Consider the following 17,836-nt stretch of genomic DNA (forward strand, 5'->3'; position numbering starts at 1 on the left):
GCAATCCGGGAGGGCCGACTGAGTCGTCTACGCGTCAGTGGCGCTTCGTGGTACGCGTCTTGCGCCAGCCGAACGGGCCCGGCAGATCCATGGACGTCGTACGGCGGCCGGTGCTGCTGTGCGTGTGGCGCGGGCCGTGCGAACCGCCGCCCGTCGTGACCGACCACGACTTGCGGTTGATGTTGAGGCGTACCCCCGGCAGGATCCGGAAGCTCTTGCGGAACGTGAGCGGCATGAGAACCCATTCCCCTCGAATGGCGGGCCCCCCGATGGCGGGCCGTTGCGGTCCGTTCGTGGGTCCCGCATACCCTCGCGCGCGGGTATCAGTCGAGCCCTCCGGAGGGCTGGTGTTAGAGTTATCTCGACATCGAGATATCTGCCGAGGCGCCCCGCGGCCGCCCGGCGCCGCCGACTCTGGCGTAAGGGTAGTGAGGTTACCGGTAAGGGTTACCTAACTTAGCCTTACCTCACCGAATCGGCAACGTGGCGTGGCGGCAGGATTGCGGTGGAACGCGCACACCAATGAAGGAGACTGTCGTGTCGGCGAACAGCTTCGACGCCCGCGCCACGCTGAGCGTGGGCGACGAGTCGTACGAGATCTTCAGGCTGGACAAGGTCGAGGGCTCTGCTCGCCTTCCCTACAGCCTCAAGGTTCTGCTGGAGAACCTGCTCCGCACCGAGGACGGCGCGAACATCACCGCCGACCACATCCGTGCCCTCGGCGGCTGGGACTCCCAGGCCCAGCCGTCGCAGGAGATCCAGTTCACGCCGGCCCGCGTGATCATGCAGGACTTCACCGGCGTGCCCTGCGTCGTCGACCTCGCCACCATGCGTGAGGCCGTCAAGGAGCTCGGCGGCGACGCCGACAAGGTCAACCCGCTCTCCCCGGCCGAGCTGGTCATCGACCACTCCGTCATCGCCGACAAGTTCGGTACGAAGGACGCCTTCGGCCAGAACGTCGAGCTGGAGTACGGCCGCAACAAGGAGCGCTACCAGTTCCTGCGCTGGGGCCAGACCGCCTTCGACGACTTCAAGGTCGTCCCCCCGGGCACCGGCATCGTCCACCAGGTCAACATCGAGCACCTGGCTCGTACGGTCATGGTCCGCAACGGCCAGGCCTACCCCGACACGCTGGTCGGCACCGACTCGCACACCACGATGGTCAACGGCCTGGGCGTGCTCGGCTGGGGCGTCGGCGGCATCGAGGCCGAGGCCGCGATGCTCGGCCAGCCGGTCTCCATGCTGATCCCGCGCGTCGTCGGCTTCAAGCTGACCGGCGAGCTGAAGCCGGGCACGACCGCCACCGACCTGGTCCTCACGATCACCGAGATGCTGCGCAAGCACGGCGTCGTCGGCAAGTTCGTCGAGTTCTACGGCGAGGGTGTCGCCGCCACCTCGCTGGCCAACCGCGCCACCATCGGCAACATGTCGCCGGAGTTCGGCTCCACCGCCGCGATCTTCCCGATCGACGGCGAGACCCTGAACTACCTCAAGCTCACCGGCCGCTCCGAGCAGCAGGTCGCGCTCGTCGAGGCGTACGCCAAGGAGCAGGGCCTCTGGCTCGACCCGGCCGCCGAGCCCGACTTCTCCGAGAAGCTGGAGCTGGACCTCGCGACGGTCGTCCCGTCGATCGCCGGTCCGAAGCGCCCGCAGGACCGTATCGTCCTCGCGAACGCCGCCGAGCAGTTCAAGACGGACGTCCTCAACTACGTCGACAGCGTGGACGAGGCGGGCAAGGAGTCCTTCCCGGCCTCCGACGCCCCGGCCGCCTCCGGTGGCGTCCCGTCCAACCCGGTCACCGTGACCGCCCCCGACGGTTCGACGTACGAGCTGGACCACGGCGCGGTGACGGTCGCGGCCATCACCTCCTGCACCAACACCTCGAACCCGTACGTGATGGTCGCCGCCGCGCTGGTGGCCAAGAAGGCGGTCGAGAAGGGCCTGACCCGCAAGCCGTGGGTCAAGACCACCCTGGCGCCCGGCTCGAAGGTCGTCACCGACTACTTCGACAAGGCGGGGCTCACCCCCTACCTCGACAAGGTCGGCTTCAACCTCGTCGGCTACGGCTGCACCACCTGCATCGGCAACTCGGGCCCGCTGCCCGAGGAAGTCTCCAAGGCCGTCAACGACCACGACCTCGCCGTCACCTCGGTCCTCTCCGGCAACCGGAACTTCGAGGGCCGCATCAACCCCGACGTCAAGATGAACTACCTGGCGTCCCCGCCGCTGGTCGTCGCGTACGCCATCGCCGGTTCGATGAAGGTCGACATCACCAAGGACGCGCTCGGCGTCGACCAGGACGGCAACGCCGTGCACCTGGCCGACATCTGGCCGACCGAGGCCGAGGTCAACGACGTCGTCGCCAACTCCATCGGCGAGGACATGTTCAACAAGTCCTACGCCGACGTCTTCGCGGGCGACGCGCAGTGGCAGGCGCTGTCGATCCCGACCGGCAACACCTTCGAGTGGGACACCGAGTCCACCTACGTCCGCAAGCCCCCGTACTTCGAGGGCATGACGATGGAGACCACCCCGGTCTCCGACATCACGGGCGCCCGCGTCCTCGCCAAGCTCGGCGACTCGGTCACCACCGACCACATCTCGCCCGCCGGTGCGATCAAGGCCGACACCCCGGCCGGCAAGTACCTCACCGAGCACGGCGTCGAGCGCCGCGACTTCAACTCCTACGGCTCGCGCCGTGGCAACCACGAGGTCATGATCCGCGGCACGTTCGCCAACATCCGCCTGCGCAACCAGCTCGCGCCGGGCACCGAGGGCGGCTACACCCGCGACTTCACGAAGGAGGACGCCCCCGTCTCCTTCATCTACGACGCCTCGCGCAACTACATCGAGCAGGGCACCCCGCTCGTCATCCTGGGCGGCAAGGAGTACGGCTCCGGCTCGTCCCGCGACTGGGCGGCCAAGGGCACCGCGCTCCTCGGCGTCAAGGCCGTCATCACCGAGTCGTACGAGCGCATCCACCGCTCGAACCTCATCGGCATGGGCGTCCTCCCGCTCCAGTTCCCCGAGGGCCAGTCGGCGTCCTCCCTCGGCCTGACCGGCGAGGAGACCTTCTCCATCGAGGGTGTCACCGAGCTGAACAACGGCACGACCCCGCGCACGGTCAAGGTCACGACCGACACGGGCGTGGAGTTCGACGCGGTCGTCCGCATCGACACCCCCGGCGAGGCGGACTACTACCGCAACGGCGGCATCATGCAGTACGTGCTGCGCAACCTGATCCGCAGCAACTAGGCGAGTCGGCAACGCAGTTCAGGGCCGCATCCCCGGTGAACGGGGGTGCGGCCCTGTTTCTTATGCGCCGTATCTTCTGCGGTGCTCGGTCCGGACGTGGTCCCAGAGCCGCGCTCGCTCGGACGCGTCCACGTCGTCCAGGTTCAGGTGGAACACGTCGGCGAGTACGTCGTACCAGTCCTCGGCCGCGTCGATCACCCGCTCCTCCGTGCCCCCGGCCTCGATCCTGCGCAGCACACAGCCGCGCAACATCACCACGCCCTTCGCCTCGCGAAGCTGCGCCTGAAAGACCCGGACGAACCCGGACTCGGGCGATGTCGACAGCTCGACGTGCTTCGGCTCGAACGATGCCATCTCCACCGGCTCCGGTGCGAAGACCATCGTGTCGAACGCGCCGCGCGGGTCGTGCGTGAACCGCCAGCCGCCGGGCACGACGGTCGACGGCGCCATCCCGTACGTGAACGGGCCCTGCGCGTACGTGCCTTCGCGCAGCGGCAGCGGCTCGTACATCCCGCCCGCGAGCCCGACATCGACCAGCCAGCGCTCGCCGTCGAGCCCGACCGTGAGCGCGAGGTGGTCGCCGCCGGGCCCGTCCGGGTCCTCGACCTCGTCCTGCACACCGGCCACATGCAACGTCACGTCGTAGCCGAGCGCCGCGAGCAGCGCGGCGAAGCCGCCCTTGAGGGTGAAGCAGTAGCCGCCGCGTCCTCGCAGGAAACGGGCGACGGATTCAGCGGGGTCGATGCTCGTGCGCCGCCCCAGCTGGTTGTCGAGCGTCTCGTAGGGGATGCGCTCTACGTGGGCGCGGTGCAGTTCCCAGAGGGCTTCGGCGGTCGGGGCGCCCGGCCGTGCCACTCCGAGCACGGCCAGGTAGCGGTCTACGTCGATCAATTCAGCGGCGCCCGTTCAGAAAACCGGCCCAGGCGGCCGGGGCCACCGTGAAGTGGGGGCCGTCCGGGTTCTTGGAGTCGCGGACGTGGATGGCGGTGGGGTGGGCGGCGACTTCGACACACTGGCCGCCTTCGTCGCCGCTGTAACTCGACTTCCGCCAGTTGTAAGCGACTTCGAGGCACTGGCCGCCTTCGCTGCCGCTGTAGCTCGACTTGAACCAGTTCCGTACGGTGCTCATGTCTCTCCTAGCAGCCGGTCCAGCAGGCCCTTGGACTGCTCGGGCGTGAGGGCCTGAGATCGCAGCATCGCATATTTGCGCGCCAGGATGGACACGCTGTCGAGGTCGGAAACCCACTGGCTGCCGCGTTGCGATTCGGTGTATGCGAGGTGCTGGTGGTCGGCGGTCTCCAGGAGAGTGAAGGCGCCGTCCAGGCCAGCATGCTTCGGCGAGTCCAGCGGCAGAAACTGCAAGGACAGCCCTGGGAGTTCAGCACAGGCACGCAAATGCCGCAGCTGCCCCGCACGTGCCGAAGGTTCCAAATAGGCCAGCTTAAGCGCGGCCTCCCAGACGACGAAGCTCAGCGTGGGCGGGCACTTACGGTGCAAGATCTCCTGGCGCTCGACGCGGGCAGCCACCTTTATGGTGACCTCGTCCTCGTCGTACGCCGGGACACGGTTGCGCAGCACCGCGCGGGCGCATTCCTCGGTCTGGAGGATGCCGGGCACGGCCAGGACGTCGTACCAGGACAGGGCGATGGCCTCGCGCTCATGGGCCATGTACTGCTTGGCGTACATGGGGAACTGGTCGATCTCCGGCAACGCGGCTACCGCGACGGCCAACGCACCTCGTGTGCCGCAGAGTTCATCCATGGCGGACGCCAGCTCCGGTACCAACGGCCGCCGCGCCTGCTCGATCGCGGCGACGGTCGACTCGGCCACCCCCAGCCGTTCCCCGAGCTCCGCCTGGGTGAGCTGAGCGGATCTGCGGAACAGGGCGACGAGGTCGGCGACCATCCTCATCGCGGACGGACTCTTCGGCGGACGCTTCATGGTGCGCACTGTTCCCACCTTCACGCTCGATCGACCCCGCGCGCACCCCGACGAATAATCCGTCGGGGTGCGCGCACTGTCACAGTCAATCACTCTGCGCAACCATCGCTCGCGTGAACCATGAATCCCGCGAGCGCTTCTTCCGCCGCGAACGTCAATCGGTGTCAGAGGCCCGCGACTTCACCCGGGCCGCGCTACATGACTGGCGCATCAAGGACCGCGCGGACGACATCCTGCTCTGCGTCAGCGAACTCACCACGAACGCGCTGCTGCACGGCGTCCCGCCCGGCCGCGGCTTCCTCCTGCACGTGCTGCCGTACGAGAACGGGGTCCGCGTAGAGGTCCACGACAGCGGCGACGGCGTACCGGCCGTACCGAGTTCCTCCGGCGACCCGGACGACGCCGAGGGAGGCCGGGGCCTGCTCCTGGTGACGGCGCTGGCCGACAAGTGGGGCGTGGCGGAGCGGGACCCCGGCAAGGTGGTGTGGTGCGAGGTCAGTTGCGGTACCGGTAGAGGATCCGGCCGCGCGTGAGGTCGTAGGGGCTGAGTTCCACGAGCACGCGGTCGAACGGCAGGACCTTGATGTAGTTCTTCCGGATCTTGCCGCTGATGTGCGCGAGCACCTTGTGCCCGTTCTCCAGTTCCACCTGGAACGTGGCGTTGCGCAGGCACTCCACGACGGTGCCCTCGACTTCGATTCCCGGGTTTGTCTTCGGCATCAGGTGAGTACGACCTCCAGGTTGCTGCCGACGCGCTCGGCGCCGACGCTGTCGAAGAGTGCGGCGGCGGCCGCGTTGGAGTGGCTGACCTCGGCCGTGGCCGCGCGGACCCCCGACCGATGAAGAGGGTTGAGCACGTCGGCGAGGAGCGCGCGGGCGATGCCGCGACGCTGCTGGTCGGCCAGGACGGCGATGAGACCGATCCGGGGCTGCCGGGGGACCGGAGCCACCCGGACGAGCCCCACGTACCGCCCGCCCGCCTCCTCGGCGACCGCGTACTTGGTCGGGTCGATGACGGTGGCGTCGTCGAGGCGGGGCAGCACCTCGGCCGGCATCTCGTGCCGGCCGAGGGTGGCCTCCACCTCGGTACGGACGGCGCGGTCCAGCACGCGTAGGGGGCCCTTCTCGGCCGCGCCGAGGGGAAGGACGGACACGCCCGCCGGAGGCCGTACCGCCCCGAGCCCCGTGACCTGCGGGTCGGTGGGCACGCGGTACACCCACTCGCCGTGCCCGGCCGTGAAGCCGAGCTGCTCCCATCGCGCCTTCAGGGCGAGATCGTCCGCGTCGACCATGGTGTGCAGCGGCCTCGGCAGGTCCGCGAGCATGGTGGCGGCGAGCTGGTCGAAGGTCGCGTCGCGCCAGGAATCGACGCTGACGAAAAGGCGGCCGTCGTGCCGCTTCCACGCCTCGGCGCGGCCGACCACCCGGCCGTCCTCGAACGCCTGCCACTCGGTCTTGTCTTCTGTCGGATCCATAGGTCTCTGCCTCTCAGGAGTGCCGTGTTCCAGGCGCTCCCGGCGGCCTATGTCATCCGCCCCACCGTGAAGAAGAGGGGAGCACCCACGTGCGTACTGCGTTCATGGGTCCCACCTCCTGGGTCTGTTCACGGTTCAGGCCAGACAGTAAACGCCAGGACGGCGTCCGTCCACCGAATAGAGCGAGCGGGGGACTCCTGTCCCGGACACAGCGCTGACCTGCTCGGACAGCCAATGACTGTCCGGGACTGCGGCGGACCATTGCCCGCGCTCACAGCGGCTCGCAAAGCTCTGGTCCAGCCCCGGCAGACCCGCTGGGCACACGGCCACACCACCATGAGATCGGAGCACCCATGGGAACCCGAGCACGCCTCGCCCCCGTACTCCTCGCCGTCACCATCGTCGGCGGACTGGCGACCACGACCACAGCACCCGCCCAGGCACAACCGGCCGCGGCCTCTTCGTACTACCTGAAGTTCAACAAGAGCACCAACACCAACTCCACGCTGTCGCTGATGAAGAGCGTCTCCGGACCGGACAAGGTGATCAAGAAGTACCGCGCCGGCTCCGGCGTCTCGACGAACGAGTGCACCCCGTCGCGGGGCTGGCTGCCCACCAAGACCTACAAGATCAACAACTGGTTCAAGACGTACAACGGCAGCCTGATCAAGGGGTACGCGTTCCGGCTCAACGACACCACGTGCAAGAACGGCCATACCCGCAGGACCGAGCTGTTCATCCACAGCGAGATGAAGCAGAACGGCCGCGCGGGTACGAGCGAGGCCACGCGCTGGGACGGGAACAGCGACTACAAGTCCGCGGGGTGCATCAAGCTGAAGCCCGCGGACATAAAGGACCTGTACAAGCGGGGCAAGGCCCTCGGGTTCCCGAAGAAGCTCGTGGTGACGAACTGACGCCGTGACACCGCAGCCGTGACACCGCCGCGGGCGGGCGTGAACACTCCACGCCCGCCCGCGACTTCGAACTCACTCACGCCAACGCGTTACGACAGCAGCTCGACCTCCGCCACCGTCGCGGCCCCCGTGAACACGAGCCGGTACTGCTTGTACGCGCCCGGCTTCGGCACGGTGAAGGCCCGCGTCTGCTTGTCCCAGCTGAAGGACTCGCCGGACCGCTGGTCGACCGTCTTCCAGGACGTACCGTCGGCCGAGGCCTCAAGCTTCCACCCGGTCGGGGCAGACGCCTTGTCGGCCGAGGTCAGCGTGTACTGAACCGCCTTCGTGCCCTCGGTGCCGACCGGCAGCTCGACCGACGTCGCGCTCGCGCTCGTAGCCGACGAGTTGTCGAACAGCGCACCGGAACCGGTGATCGCGTCCTTGCGCGGCGACGGCACCTTGTCGTCCTGCGTGATGGAGACCGGGGCGGCGTCCTTGCCGGTGCCCCAGCTCGACGGCTTCGAGCCCATCGCGAACTCGATCGTGCCGCCCTTCGCGACGACCGAGTGCGGCAGCGACGTCTTGTTCCACGCCTTGCCGTTGACCTTGACGCCCTGCACGTAGATGTTCTTCGCGCTGTTCTTGGGCGCCTTGACGACGAGCTTCTTGCCGTTCTCCAGGTGGAGCGTCATCTTCGTGAACTGCGGGGAGCCGATGGCGTATTCGCCGCTGCCCATGACGAGCGGGTAGAAGCCCATCGAGGAGAAGAGGTACCAGGCCGACTGCTCGCCGTTGTCCTCGTCGCCGTGGTAGCCCTGGCCGATCTCGCTGCCGGTGTAGAGGCGGGAGAGGACCTCACGGACCTTCTCCTGCGTCTTCCACGGCTGCCCCGCCGCGTCGTACATGTACGTGACGTGGTGCGCGACCTGGTTGGAGTGGCCGTACATGCCCATCCGCACGTCACGCGCCTCGGTCATCTCGTGGATGACACCGCCGTACGAACCGGCGACGTCCGCCGAGCCCGTCTCGGTCGTGTTGAAGTACGTGTCGAGCTTGTCGGCGAGGCCGTTCTTTCCGCCGTACAGATTCGCCAGGCCCTTGCTGTCCTGGACGGCCGTGAAGGCGTAACCCCAGGCGTTGGTCTCCGTGTAGTCGTAGCCCCAGATCGCGGGGTCGAACTCGGACGACTCCACGCGCCAGTCGCCCTTGGCGGTCTTGCCCTGGAAGAAGCCGGTGCCCGCCGCCTTGTCGTCGAACATGTTGACGTAGTCACGGGCGCGGTTGAGGAAGTACTCGGACTCCTCCTTGTACTGCTTCTTGCCCGTCTTCTTGTAGAGGGCCTGGCCCATCTGCGCGATGCCGTAGTCGTTGAGGTAGCCCTCAAGGGCCCACGACAGACCCTCGTGCGTGTCGGTGCTGGTGTAGCCAAGGAAGGGCGAGGTCTCCATGCCCTTGCGGCCCACACCCGACTGCGGCGGCACCACGGTCGCGTTCTTCACGGCCGCCTTGTACGCGTCCTCGGCGTCGAAGTCGACACCCTTGACGTACGCGTCGGCGAACGCCACGTCCGACGACGTGCCGGTCATCAGATCCGCGTAACCGGGCGAGGACCAGCGGGAGATCCAGCCGCCGTCCTTGTACTGCTGCACGAACCCGTCGACCAGCTCACCGGCCTTCGTGGGCGTGAGCAGCGAGTACGCGGGCCACGTCGTCCGGTACGTGTCCCAGAAGCCGTTGTTGACGTACGGCTTGCCCTCGACGATCTTCGCGCCCGTGTGGGTCGGGGTGTCGGGACCGGTCATCGCGGTGAACGGCGAGGCGTACAGGTACTTCTTGCCGACCTTCTCGAAGCCCGAGTTCGGGTACAGGTACAGGCGGTACAGCGACGAGTAGAGCGAGGTGCGCTGGTCCTCCGTCGCGCCCTCCACCTCCACCTTGTTCATCAGCGTGTCCCACTGCGCACGCGCCGCATCGCGCACGGACGTGAACGACTTCTTCTGCGGCAGCTCCTGCGCCAGGTTGTCCTTGGCCTGGTCGATGCTGATGAGCGAGGTCGCGAGGCGCAGCGTCACCGTGCGGTCCTTGCCGGCGTCGAAGGTGAAGTGCCCCTTCACGCCGGAGGCGTCCGCGTCCTTGACGGGCTTGTCGAAGACGCCGTACACGAACAGCCGCGTGGCGCCCGTGGACAGGCCGGACTTCACGTCCGAGTAGCCCGTGACGACCCCGTTGTCCTTGTCCAGGCTCAGGCCGCCCTGCTCGGAGGCGTTGTCGAAGATCACGCTCGCGTCGTCGCCCGGGTAGCTGAAGCGCAGCGCGGCGGCGTGGTCCGTCGGCGCCATCTCCGCCTTGACGCCGTTCTCGAACGTGACGCCGTAGTAGTACGGCTTCGCCGTCTCGTTCTCGTGCTTGAAGGGGAGCGCGCGGCCGGTGCGCGACGTGTCCACCGTCGCGGCGGCCGAGGGCATCATCTGGAACGTCTGGCGGTCACCCATCCACGGGCTCGGCTCGTGGCTCGCGGCCAGCGCCTCCATCGTGGGCAGGTTGTCCGCGTTGTTGTCCCGCGCGTAGTCGTACAGCCAGCTCAGCGAACCCGCGTTCGTCACCGGCGTCCAGAAGTTGAAGCCATGCGGGACGGCCGTCGCCGGGAAGGTGTTGCCCCGGGAAAATCCACCGCTGGAGTTCGTGCCGCGTGTCGTGGACGCGTACTCGCTCAGGTGGGCCTTCGGACGGACCGGTTCGGCGCGCGCGATGTCGATGTCGTCGACCCAGCCGCGGAACTTCGCCGGGCCCTTCGGGGAGTCGTACGCGACCAGGATCCGGTCGATCGTCCTGCCCGCGGCGACGGAGCCGATGGACGACTTCACCGCGTTCCACTGGTTCACGTACAGCCGCTTGGCGGCGCCCTGGCCCTGCGGCGTCATGAGGCCGCCGTTGGAGTCGACCGCCTTGAGGTCGCTCAGGTAGGTGCCGTCGGTGAAGGCGAGGTCGACGGAGACGTTCGTGGCGTCGTAGTCGAGGTCCTTCTCCGCCATCTGCGGGAAGACCTTGTACGACAGCTCCGTGTCCTTCTGCACCGCCACGTCGACGTCGAAGACCTTGTTGTACGAGTACGCGCGGCCGTCCGCCTTGTGCGTACCGGCGTAGCGCAGCGCGCGCGTGCCGGTGAAGCCCGCGCCCGCCTTGGCGGTCGGCGAGCCGCTGGGGCCGCGGTCCACGAGCGAGAGCATGTCCTCGGGCGTGGGGGTCTGCGCGTCGCCGGTCGAGAGCTGGAGGTCGGCGAGCTGGGTGGCGTCGCCCGCACCGTTGTTCTTCGTGAACTCGATGCGGAAGTGGGAGTACTCGGCCGGGTCCGCTATCTCGTACGTCTTCGTCTGGAACCGCTGCTCGAACGTTTCACCCGAGCGGCTGTCGAGCGTCGTCCACTCCTTGCCGTCGGCGGAGCCCTTCAGGGTCCAGTCCTTCGGGTCGCGCTCGGCGTGGTCGTTGGCCGAGGTCAGCGCGTACTTGGTGACCTCGGCCGGCTCGTCGAGGTCGTATTCGACCCAGGTGGTCGGCGTGAACGCCAGCCACTTGCTGGTCGACTCGCCGTCGACCAGGTTCTCCTTGGTCTCGCCGCCGCCGGAGTTCTCGCCGCTGGCGCGGACCTCGGTGACATGGGCGTTGACGTTGCCCGGGATGCCGCCGCTGTAACCGCCGTCGACGCCGCTGGAGCGCTTGGAGCCGTCCTTGGCGGTGTCGACCGTGTTGAGCCAGTCCGGGGCCGGCTGGCCCTCCTCGAAGGAGGAGCTGAACTCCTTGGCCGGACGCGGTTTGTGGGCCTGCGCGGCCGCCGCGGCCCCCTGGCCGACCGCCGTCAGCACCAGCGCGGCCGCGCCCACGGCCGCCGTCGTGGCGTATCTGTATCTGGAACGGCTGGCTCGGATCGATCTGCCCTGCATCGCTGTGCACCCTCCCGGCGCTGTAGACAACGTTGTCAGTTAGCTGCGCAACGTCCAGTAGGGAGGTAAGTGGTGAGCGGTGTCAAGGGTGTTGCGTGTGTCGCGGGGAAGGGGGAGCCGGGTGGGGCGGGTGGTCAGACCCGGACCACCCACAGCGTGTCGATCTGGTCCCAGCCCTCCGCCGCGAGCCGCTCCTGCACGCGCAGCCCGGGCGCGGTCAGGACGCGCAGCCGCTGGGGCGGGGTGAGGCTGCGGGCGAGGGCGACGAGCGTCTCCAGGGCGCCGTTGGCCAGGTACTCCACCTGCGTCAGGTCCACCGTGACCTCGTCGTGCGAGCGGCTGTGCTCGGCCACGGCCACGGCGAGAGACGCCTTGTGGGCGCCGACCACCTGGCCGAACAGGCGGACGCCGGGTTCCTTGTGGAGGGGGGTGATGAGGAGGAGCTCATCGACGAAGTAGTTGCGCATGGCGATTCCAGAGGCAATGCGCCGTCCGGCGGGAGGCAGAGGACCCGGCGGCTGATCAGGGCGGCGCTTGTGGCGCGGGACCGAATTCCTCGCGAAGACAGCCGCTGGCGTGGGGGCCGCCTCCAAGGGACCCGAGAGATCGCCGGACACATATCGCCGCGCTTACGGCCACACAACGTCCACGGACTGATACGGAGCGTACTCTCGCCGTACCTGCCGCGGATAGCCCCGAAGGGGGCGCATCGGTTGCGCGGGGCATAGGCCGGGTGCACTGGCCCCAGCGAGCGCCCGGGCCGATCGTTCACTCCTCGAACGCACCCGGCCCGAAAAGGCGGACCATACCGCTACATGCCTTGTACGCAAGGAAGTTGAAGTGATCGACATCTACCGGCCTGCGGCTTATTTCCGGGAGGTCTCAACTCGGAAAAGACCGACGTCCAAACCTGCATTCGATCTTGCCCACTTAACAGAGAGTGGACTATACCTGTCGGCGTCCGCCCCGGCCGTCCTCGGGCCGCGGTCGGACTCGGGGGGACCAGGGGGAATCGGCGTGACGTGCGGGAGCACCGACAGCCGTAACTCCCTGAAGATCCCGGCACTTCCAGTACCACCCAGCTCCAACTGCGTTCCCTCGGGACGGGGCATTTCCGGACACGCTCCGGAGAGGCTTTTCCGGCCCGGGACCCGGGATTCCGGTCCCGGCACGACACAGCACATCACCGCGGTGCCGGGGAGGATCCGGTTCACCGCCTGAGTCCTGGAGAAGGCGAGGACTTGAGCATGGGATCCACCCCCGGCGTAGGCCATCGCGCACTGATCAACAGGAGCGCGACCGTCGCTCCTGCCATGGCCCGGACGACCGCTTTTCCGGCATCGCTCAGCTGATCACCATCGGCGCCGCCGAGCGGCACCGAGACGACGGCGAAAACGCCACGGTGCGCATCTCCGCCGACATCCGAGGCGGCGACCCGTACCTGGGCGCGCTCAGAAGAAGTGCGGCGAGCGCAATGGCCGGCCAGGCCCGGCCGGAGCGCACGCAGCAGACCCGTACAGATCCATTCGATCAGTGAGGATGCAGAGATGACCCTTCGTGCCGGCTCTCTTGACAGGCGGACGCTCCTGCGCGGGGCGATCGCGACCGCGGCCATGGGTTCGTTCGCGGTGGCGTGTGGCTCTCCTTCCAGTGACGGCGACGGTGACGGCGGCGGCCCGAAGGGCGAGAAGAGCGCCAAGAACCCGTTCGGTGTGGCCGAGAACTCCAAGGTCGACGCGGCCATCTTCGACGGCGGCTACGGCACGGACTACGTCGAGTACACCAACACGGTCGTCGGTGGCCAGGTCAAGGGGCTCAAGGTCCAGGTCAAGCCGGTGGTGGACATCGCCCCGGAGCTCCAGCCCCGGTTCGTCGGCGGCAACCCGCCGGACCTCATCGACAACTCCGGTGAGGACCAGATCGGTTTCCTCGGCATCCTCGACCAGCTCGAGGAGCTCGACGACGTCCTTGAAGCCAACAACTACGAAGGCAAGAAGATCGCCGACACGCTCTACGCCGGCGTCAAGGATCCCGGGACGTTCAACGACAAGTTCGTCGCGCTCAACTACGTGATGACGGTGTACGGCGTCTGGTACTCGAAGACGCTGTTCGAGGAGAACGGCTGGACCGCGCCGAAGACCTGGGACGAGGCGCTCGACCTCGGCCAGGAGGCGAAGAAGAAGGGCAAGTACCTCTTCGTCCACGGCAAGGAAGCCGCGACCTACTACATGACGCTGCTCATCGACTCGGCGATCAAGGAGGGCGGCGACGAGGTCCGGATCGCCCTCGAGAAGCTGGAGAAGGACTCCTGGTCGCAGCCGTCCATCCAGGGTGTCCTCAAGGTCATGGAGACCATGGTCAGGCAGAAGATGTTCGTCCCCGGTGGCTCCGGCACCCAGTTCCAGAAGGCGCAGGCGATCTGGAGCAACGACCAGAAGGCGCTTCTCTACCCGTCCGGTGGCTGGATCGAGAACGAGATGAAGGACGCCACCAAGAAGGACTTCCAGATGACCGGCATCCCGGAGATGACGCTCACCGACAAGCCGAAGATGCCCTACGAGGCGCTTCGCGCGGCCGCGGGCGAGCCGTTCATCGTGCCCAAGCAGGGCAAGAACCCGGCCGGCGGCAAGGAGGTGCTGCGGGCGATGCTGTCCAAGGACGCGGCCGCCAACTTCTCCAAGACGAAGCTGGCCCCCACGATCGTCAAGGGCACCGTGCCCGCCGACGGCTACGGATCGTCCGCGCTGGTCGCGCAGTCGAAGATGCTCGAGGCCGCGGGCGACAACATCTTCAACTACCTGTTCGTCTCCGCCTACGGGATGAACACCGACATGCTCGTGCCGTGGAACTCGTTCCTCGCCGGTGACCTCGACGCCAAGGGCCTCACCTCGGCTCTGCAGAAGATCTCGGACAAGGTCAGGGAAGACGACTCCATCAAGAAGCTCGAGGTCAACTAGTACCGCCATGAAAGACACCACCAGCCCCGAACCCGCGAGCCGCCGGCCGGCGCCGGCCGCTCGCGGCGGGCGGCCCCGACGCCACAAGCTCACCTTCGACCGGGTGACGTTCTTCCTCGCGTTCCTCGGTGTCCCGCTGGCCATCTTCGTGATCTTCGTCCTGATCCCGTTCGTCCAGGCGATCTACTGGGGTATGACGGACTGGCGCGGCTTCAGCCCCGACTACAACTTCGTCGGTTTCGACAACTTCACCAAGATGTTCCAGGACGACATCTTCCTCAAGGCGTTGCGCAACGTCGCGCTGCTCGCGGTCTGCGTGCCGTTGGTGACGTTGACGCTGGCCCTGGGCGTCGCGGTGGCCATCACCCTGGGCGGGCCCAGCAAGGGGCCCGTCCGGGGGATCCGTGGAGCGTCGTTCTACCGGATCGTCTCGTTCTTCCCCTACGTCGTGCCGGCGATCATCGTCGGCCTCATCTGGGCGCAGATGTTCGACCCGAACGCCGGCCTGGTCAACGGCGTCCTCACCGCGATCGGCCTCGACCGGTTCGACACGTTCGCCTGGCTGGGCGAGACGGTCAGCGCGATGCCGGCCCTGATGTTCGTCATCGTCTGGGGGCTCGTCGGGTTCTACGCGGTGCTCTTCATCGCCGCGATCAAGGGAGTCCCCGGCGAGCTGTACGAGGCGGCCAAGATCGACGGTGCCGGCCGGTTCCGGACGACGATATCGATCACCCTGCCGGCGATCCGGGACAGTGTGCAGACGGCCTACATCTACCTGGGCATCGCGGCTCTGGACGCGTTCGTCTACGTACAGGCCATGCTGCCGAACGGTGGTCCGGCCAACTCGACCCTGACGATCAGTCAGCGGCTGTTCAATGTCGCCTTCGCCAAGCAGCAGTTCGGGTACGCCACCGCGATGGGTGTCGTCCTCGCCGTCGTCACCCTGGTCTTCGCGGCGCTGGTGTTCCTCGTCAACCGTCTGACGGGCGGCGGCGAGAGCGAGGGCAGGAAGAAAGCGTCCGGGTTCAGGGCTCGGCGTGCCGGAGCCAAGGGAGGTGCCCGGTGAGCGCCATGGCCGCCGACCGGAAGCAGGCGCGTGACCGCAAACTGTCGAGAGCTGCCGCAAGCAGCGACCGCAGGTTCGCGGCGATCTCGCACTTCCTGCTCATCCTGTGGTCCGTGATCGTTATCGTGCCCATGCTGTGGGTGCTGATGTCGTCGTTCAAATCGACCGGCGAGATCCTTTCGTCGCCGTTCTCGCTGCCGGATCACTGGCGGGTCGGAAACTACGCCAACGCGTGGACCGACGCGAACATCGGAAAGTACTTCCTCAATTCGGTGATCGTCGTCGTCTCCGCGCTCGTCCTGGTGATGTTGCTGGGTGCGATGTGCGCCTACATCCTGGCCCGGTTCGAGTTCCCCGGGCGCCGGCTGATCTACTACGTGATGCTCGCCGGGCTGACCTTCCCCGTCTTCCTGGCGATCGTTCCGCTCTTCTTCCAGCTGCAGAACTTCGGGCTGCTGAACACGCGGCCGGGGCTGATTCTGACCTATGTCGCGTTCGCGCTGCCGTTCACGATGTTCTTCCTCTATTCGTTCTTCCGGTCACTGCCGCACGACGTCTACGAGGCCGCGTTGATCGACGGCGCCGGTGACTGGCGGGCGTTCTTCCAGGTGATGCTGCCAATGGCCCGTCCGGGCATGGCGGCGGTGGCGATCTTCAATTTCCTGGGGCTCTGGAACCAGTTCCTGCTGCCCGTGGCGCTCAACACCGACCAGGACAAATGGGTCCTGACCCAGGGGATGGCGGCCTACGCGTCCTCGCAGGTCTACGACATCGACTACGGTGCGCTGTTCGCGGCGATCGTGATCACCGTGGTGCCTGTACTGATCGTGTACATCATCTTCCAGCGCCGCATCGCCGGTTCGGTGTCGCAGGGCACCTTCCGCTGACCCCGACCGCTTCGCCTCCCGCTCACAGGGGTCCGGCCCCGGAGAGAGACCTCTCCGGGGCCGGACCCGTGCGCCCGCTCGTTGGAACCGATTTCTGTCAAGGGCTTGACGGCAGATGGCACTTCAGCGGAGCTTGGAGTTCATAACTTGTACAAGGGTCGGTCACCCGTTGTGACGTCATGCGGTGTGATCCCGGCCAGGGGCAGAGGTGGAGAGAGTCAATGGAGACTCCGGGGTCGCAGTCGTCGCTGCACCGGGCCAATCTTGAGCGGGTCGTACGCGCCGTACGGCTCGCCGGTTCGCTCACGCAGGCGGAGATCGCGAGGACGACGGGTCTGTCCGCGGCCACGGTCTCCAACATCGTCCGCGAGCTCAAGGACGGCGGGACCGTCGAGGTCACGCCCACCTCCGCCGGGGGGCGCAGGGCCCGCAGCGTCTCGCTCAGCGGCGACGCGGGCATCGTGATCGGTGTCGACTTCGGCCACACGCACCTGCGCGTGGCCATCGGCAACCTGGCCCACCAGGTGCTCGCCGAGGAGTCCGAGCCGCTCGACGTGGACGCGAGCGCCGCGCAGGGCTTCGACCGCGCCGAGGAGCTGGTCGAGCGGCTCGTGGCCGCGACCGGCGTGGACCGCGCCAAGGTGGCCGGGGTCGGGCTCGGCGTCCCGGGCCCCATCGACGTGGAGAGCGGCACGCTCGGCTCCACCTCGATCCTGCCGGGCTGGACCGGCACGCGGCCCGCCGAGGAGCTGGGCCGCCGCCTGGGCGTGCCCGTGCACGTCGACAACGACGCCAACCTCGGCGCCCTCGGCGAGCTGGTCTGGGGCAGCGGGCGGGGCGTCAAGGACCTGGCCTACATCAAGGTCGCCAGCGGCGTCGGCGCGGGCCTGGTCATCGACGGCAAGATCTACCGCGGGCCCGGCGGCACCGCGGGCGAGATCGGGCACATCACCCTGGACGAGTCGGGCCCGGTCTGCCGCTGCGGCAACCGCGGCTGCCTGGAGACGTTCACCGCCGCCCGGTACGTCCTGCCGCTGCTCCAGTCGAGCCACGGCACCGATCTGACCCTGGAGGGCGTGGTCCGCCTCGCCCGCGACGGGGACCCGGGGTGCCGCCGCGTGATCGCGGACGTGGGCCGGCACATCGGCTCGGGGGTGGCGAACCTCTGCAACTTGCTCAACCCGAGCCGGGTCGTCCTCGGCGGCGATCTGGCCGAGGCCGGAGAGCTGGTCCTGGGGCCCATAAGGGAGTCCGTGGGGCGCTACGCGATCCCCAGCGCCGCCCGCCAACTCTCGGTCCTTCCCGGGGCGTTGGGCGGCCGTGCGGAGGTGCTCGGAGCGCTCGCCCTGGCCCTCAGCGAGATGGGCGATTCGACCCTTTTGGACGGCACTGTGCCCGCAGTGACACCTGCCTTCACTTAG

15 protein-coding genes are annotated in these 17,836 nt (G+C 67.7%); 7 read left to right on the forward strand and 8 right to left on the reverse strand.

Annotated features, from left to right (window positions below):
- Window positions 1–34: 34 nt before the first annotated feature.
- A complete protein-coding gene (locus ACH4RC_RS01210; protein WP_398193527.1) occupies window positions 35–235 on the reverse strand; it encodes a DUF4236 domain-containing protein in 201 nt (66 codons plus the stop codon).
- Window positions 236–537: 302 nt separating this feature from the next.
- On the opposite strand from ACH4RC_RS01210, the gene acnA reads away from it, so the two are divergent.
- Window positions 538–3,255: an aconitate hydratase AcnA gene (acnA, locus tag ACH4RC_RS01215; RefSeq protein WP_398193528.1), complete on the forward strand. Its 2,718-nt coding sequence runs from the start codon at window positions 538–540 to the stop codon at window positions 3,253–3,255.
- Between the two features lie 60 nt (window positions 3,256–3,315).
- On the opposite strand, the gene ACH4RC_RS01220 is transcribed toward acnA, so the two are convergent.
- Genes ACH4RC_RS01220 through ACH4RC_RS01230 form a run of 3 tightly spaced genes read right to left on the reverse strand, consistent with a single transcriptional unit; the run spans window position 3,316 to window position 5,196 of the window.
- The gene (locus ACH4RC_RS01220; RefSeq protein ID WP_398193530.1) at window positions 3,316–4,146 is read right to left on the reverse strand and encodes an arylamine N-acetyltransferase; all 831 of its coding nucleotides are present in this window, start codon (window positions 4,144–4,146) and stop codon (window positions 3,316–3,318) included.
- 1 nt (window position 4,147) lies between these two features.
- Window positions 4,148–4,384 (reverse strand): DUF397 domain-containing protein, encoded by a 237-nt coding sequence (locus ACH4RC_RS01225; RefSeq protein ID WP_398193533.1) that lies wholly within the window; start codon window positions 4,382–4,384, stop codon window positions 4,148–4,150.
- On the reverse strand, window positions 4,381–5,196 hold the full coding sequence (locus ACH4RC_RS01230) for a Scr1 family TA system antitoxin-like transcriptional regulator (RefSeq protein ID WP_398195624.1): 816 nt from the start codon (window positions 5,194–5,196) through the stop codon (window positions 4,381–4,383). Before ACH4RC_RS01230 ends, ACH4RC_RS01225 begins: the two co-directional genes overlap by 4 nt.
- A gap of 113 nt (window positions 5,197–5,309) precedes the next feature.
- Here ACH4RC_RS01230 and ACH4RC_RS01235 point away from each other — a divergent pair, with 113 nt between their 5' ends.
- Window positions 5,310–5,729, forward strand: coding sequence for an ATP-binding protein (locus ACH4RC_RS01235; protein WP_398193535.1), 420 nt, complete (start codon window positions 5,310–5,312; stop codon window positions 5,727–5,729).
- Here the strand turns inward: ACH4RC_RS01235 and infA are convergent.
- The gene (gene infA, locus ACH4RC_RS01240; RefSeq protein ID WP_398193538.1) at window positions 5,692–5,916 is read right to left on the reverse strand and encodes a translation initiation factor IF-1; all 225 of its coding nucleotides are present in this window, start codon (window positions 5,914–5,916) and stop codon (window positions 5,692–5,694) included. The two genes, ACH4RC_RS01235 and infA, sit on opposite strands and share 38 nt — an antisense overlap.
- Entirely contained in the window at window positions 5,916–6,671 is a 756-nt protein-coding gene (locus tag ACH4RC_RS01245) for a GNAT family N-acetyltransferase (RefSeq protein WP_398193540.1), read from the reverse strand. Before ACH4RC_RS01245 ends, infA begins: the two co-directional genes overlap by 1 nt.
- A gap of 353 nt (window positions 6,672–7,024) precedes the next feature.
- Here ACH4RC_RS01245 and ACH4RC_RS01250 point away from each other — a divergent pair, with 353 nt between their 5' ends.
- Window positions 7,025–7,585 carry a L,D-transpeptidase family protein gene (locus ACH4RC_RS01250; RefSeq protein WP_398193543.1) on the forward strand — a complete coding sequence of 187 codons (561 nt, stop codon included), beginning with the start codon at window positions 7,025–7,027 and terminating at the stop codon, window positions 7,583–7,585.
- Window positions 7,586–7,674: 89 nt separating this feature from the next.
- Here the strand turns inward: ACH4RC_RS01250 and ACH4RC_RS01255 are convergent, their stop codons facing one another.
- Both ACH4RC_RS01255 and ACH4RC_RS01260 read right to left on the reverse strand, forming a co-directional pair.
- Window positions 7,675–11,505, reverse strand: a complete 3,831-nt coding sequence (locus ACH4RC_RS01255) for a GH92 family glycosyl hydrolase (protein WP_398193545.1) — start codon at window positions 11,503–11,505, stop codon at window positions 7,675–7,677.
- A gap of 134 nt (window positions 11,506–11,639) precedes the next feature.
- The gene (locus ACH4RC_RS01260) at window positions 11,640–11,972 is read right to left on the reverse strand and encodes a hypothetical protein (RefSeq protein ID WP_398193547.1); all 333 of its coding nucleotides are present in this window, start codon (window positions 11,970–11,972) and stop codon (window positions 11,640–11,642) included.
- A gap of 1,080 nt (window positions 11,973–13,052) precedes the next feature.
- On the opposite strand from ACH4RC_RS01260, the gene ngcE reads away from it, so the two are divergent.
- From ngcE to ACH4RC_RS01280, 4 genes are all read left to right on the forward strand, one after another.
- Window positions 13,053–14,462, forward strand: coding sequence for an N-acetylglucosamine/diacetylchitobiose ABC transporter substrate-binding protein (gene ngcE, locus ACH4RC_RS01265; RefSeq protein ID WP_398193550.1), 1,410 nt, complete (start codon window positions 13,053–13,055; stop codon window positions 14,460–14,462).
- Window positions 14,463–14,469: 7 nt separating this feature from the next.
- Entirely contained in the window at window positions 14,470–15,528 is a 1,059-nt protein-coding gene (locus tag ACH4RC_RS01270; RefSeq protein WP_398193552.1) for a carbohydrate ABC transporter permease, read from the forward strand.
- Window positions 15,525–16,415 (forward strand): carbohydrate ABC transporter permease, encoded by an 891-nt coding sequence (locus ACH4RC_RS01275; protein WP_398193554.1) that lies wholly within the window; start codon window positions 15,525–15,527, stop codon window positions 16,413–16,415. The genes ACH4RC_RS01270 and ACH4RC_RS01275 overlap by 4 nt, the downstream gene beginning before the upstream one ends.
- Window positions 16,416–16,636: 221 nt before the next feature.
- Entirely contained in the window at window positions 16,637–17,836 is a 1,200-nt protein-coding gene (locus ACH4RC_RS01280; RefSeq protein WP_398193556.1) for an ROK family transcriptional regulator, read from the forward strand.

The organism is Streptomyces sp. NPDC016845, from assembly GCF_044332585.1.
Lineage (GTDB): Bacteria > Actinomycetota > Actinomycetes > Streptomycetales > Streptomycetaceae > Streptomyces.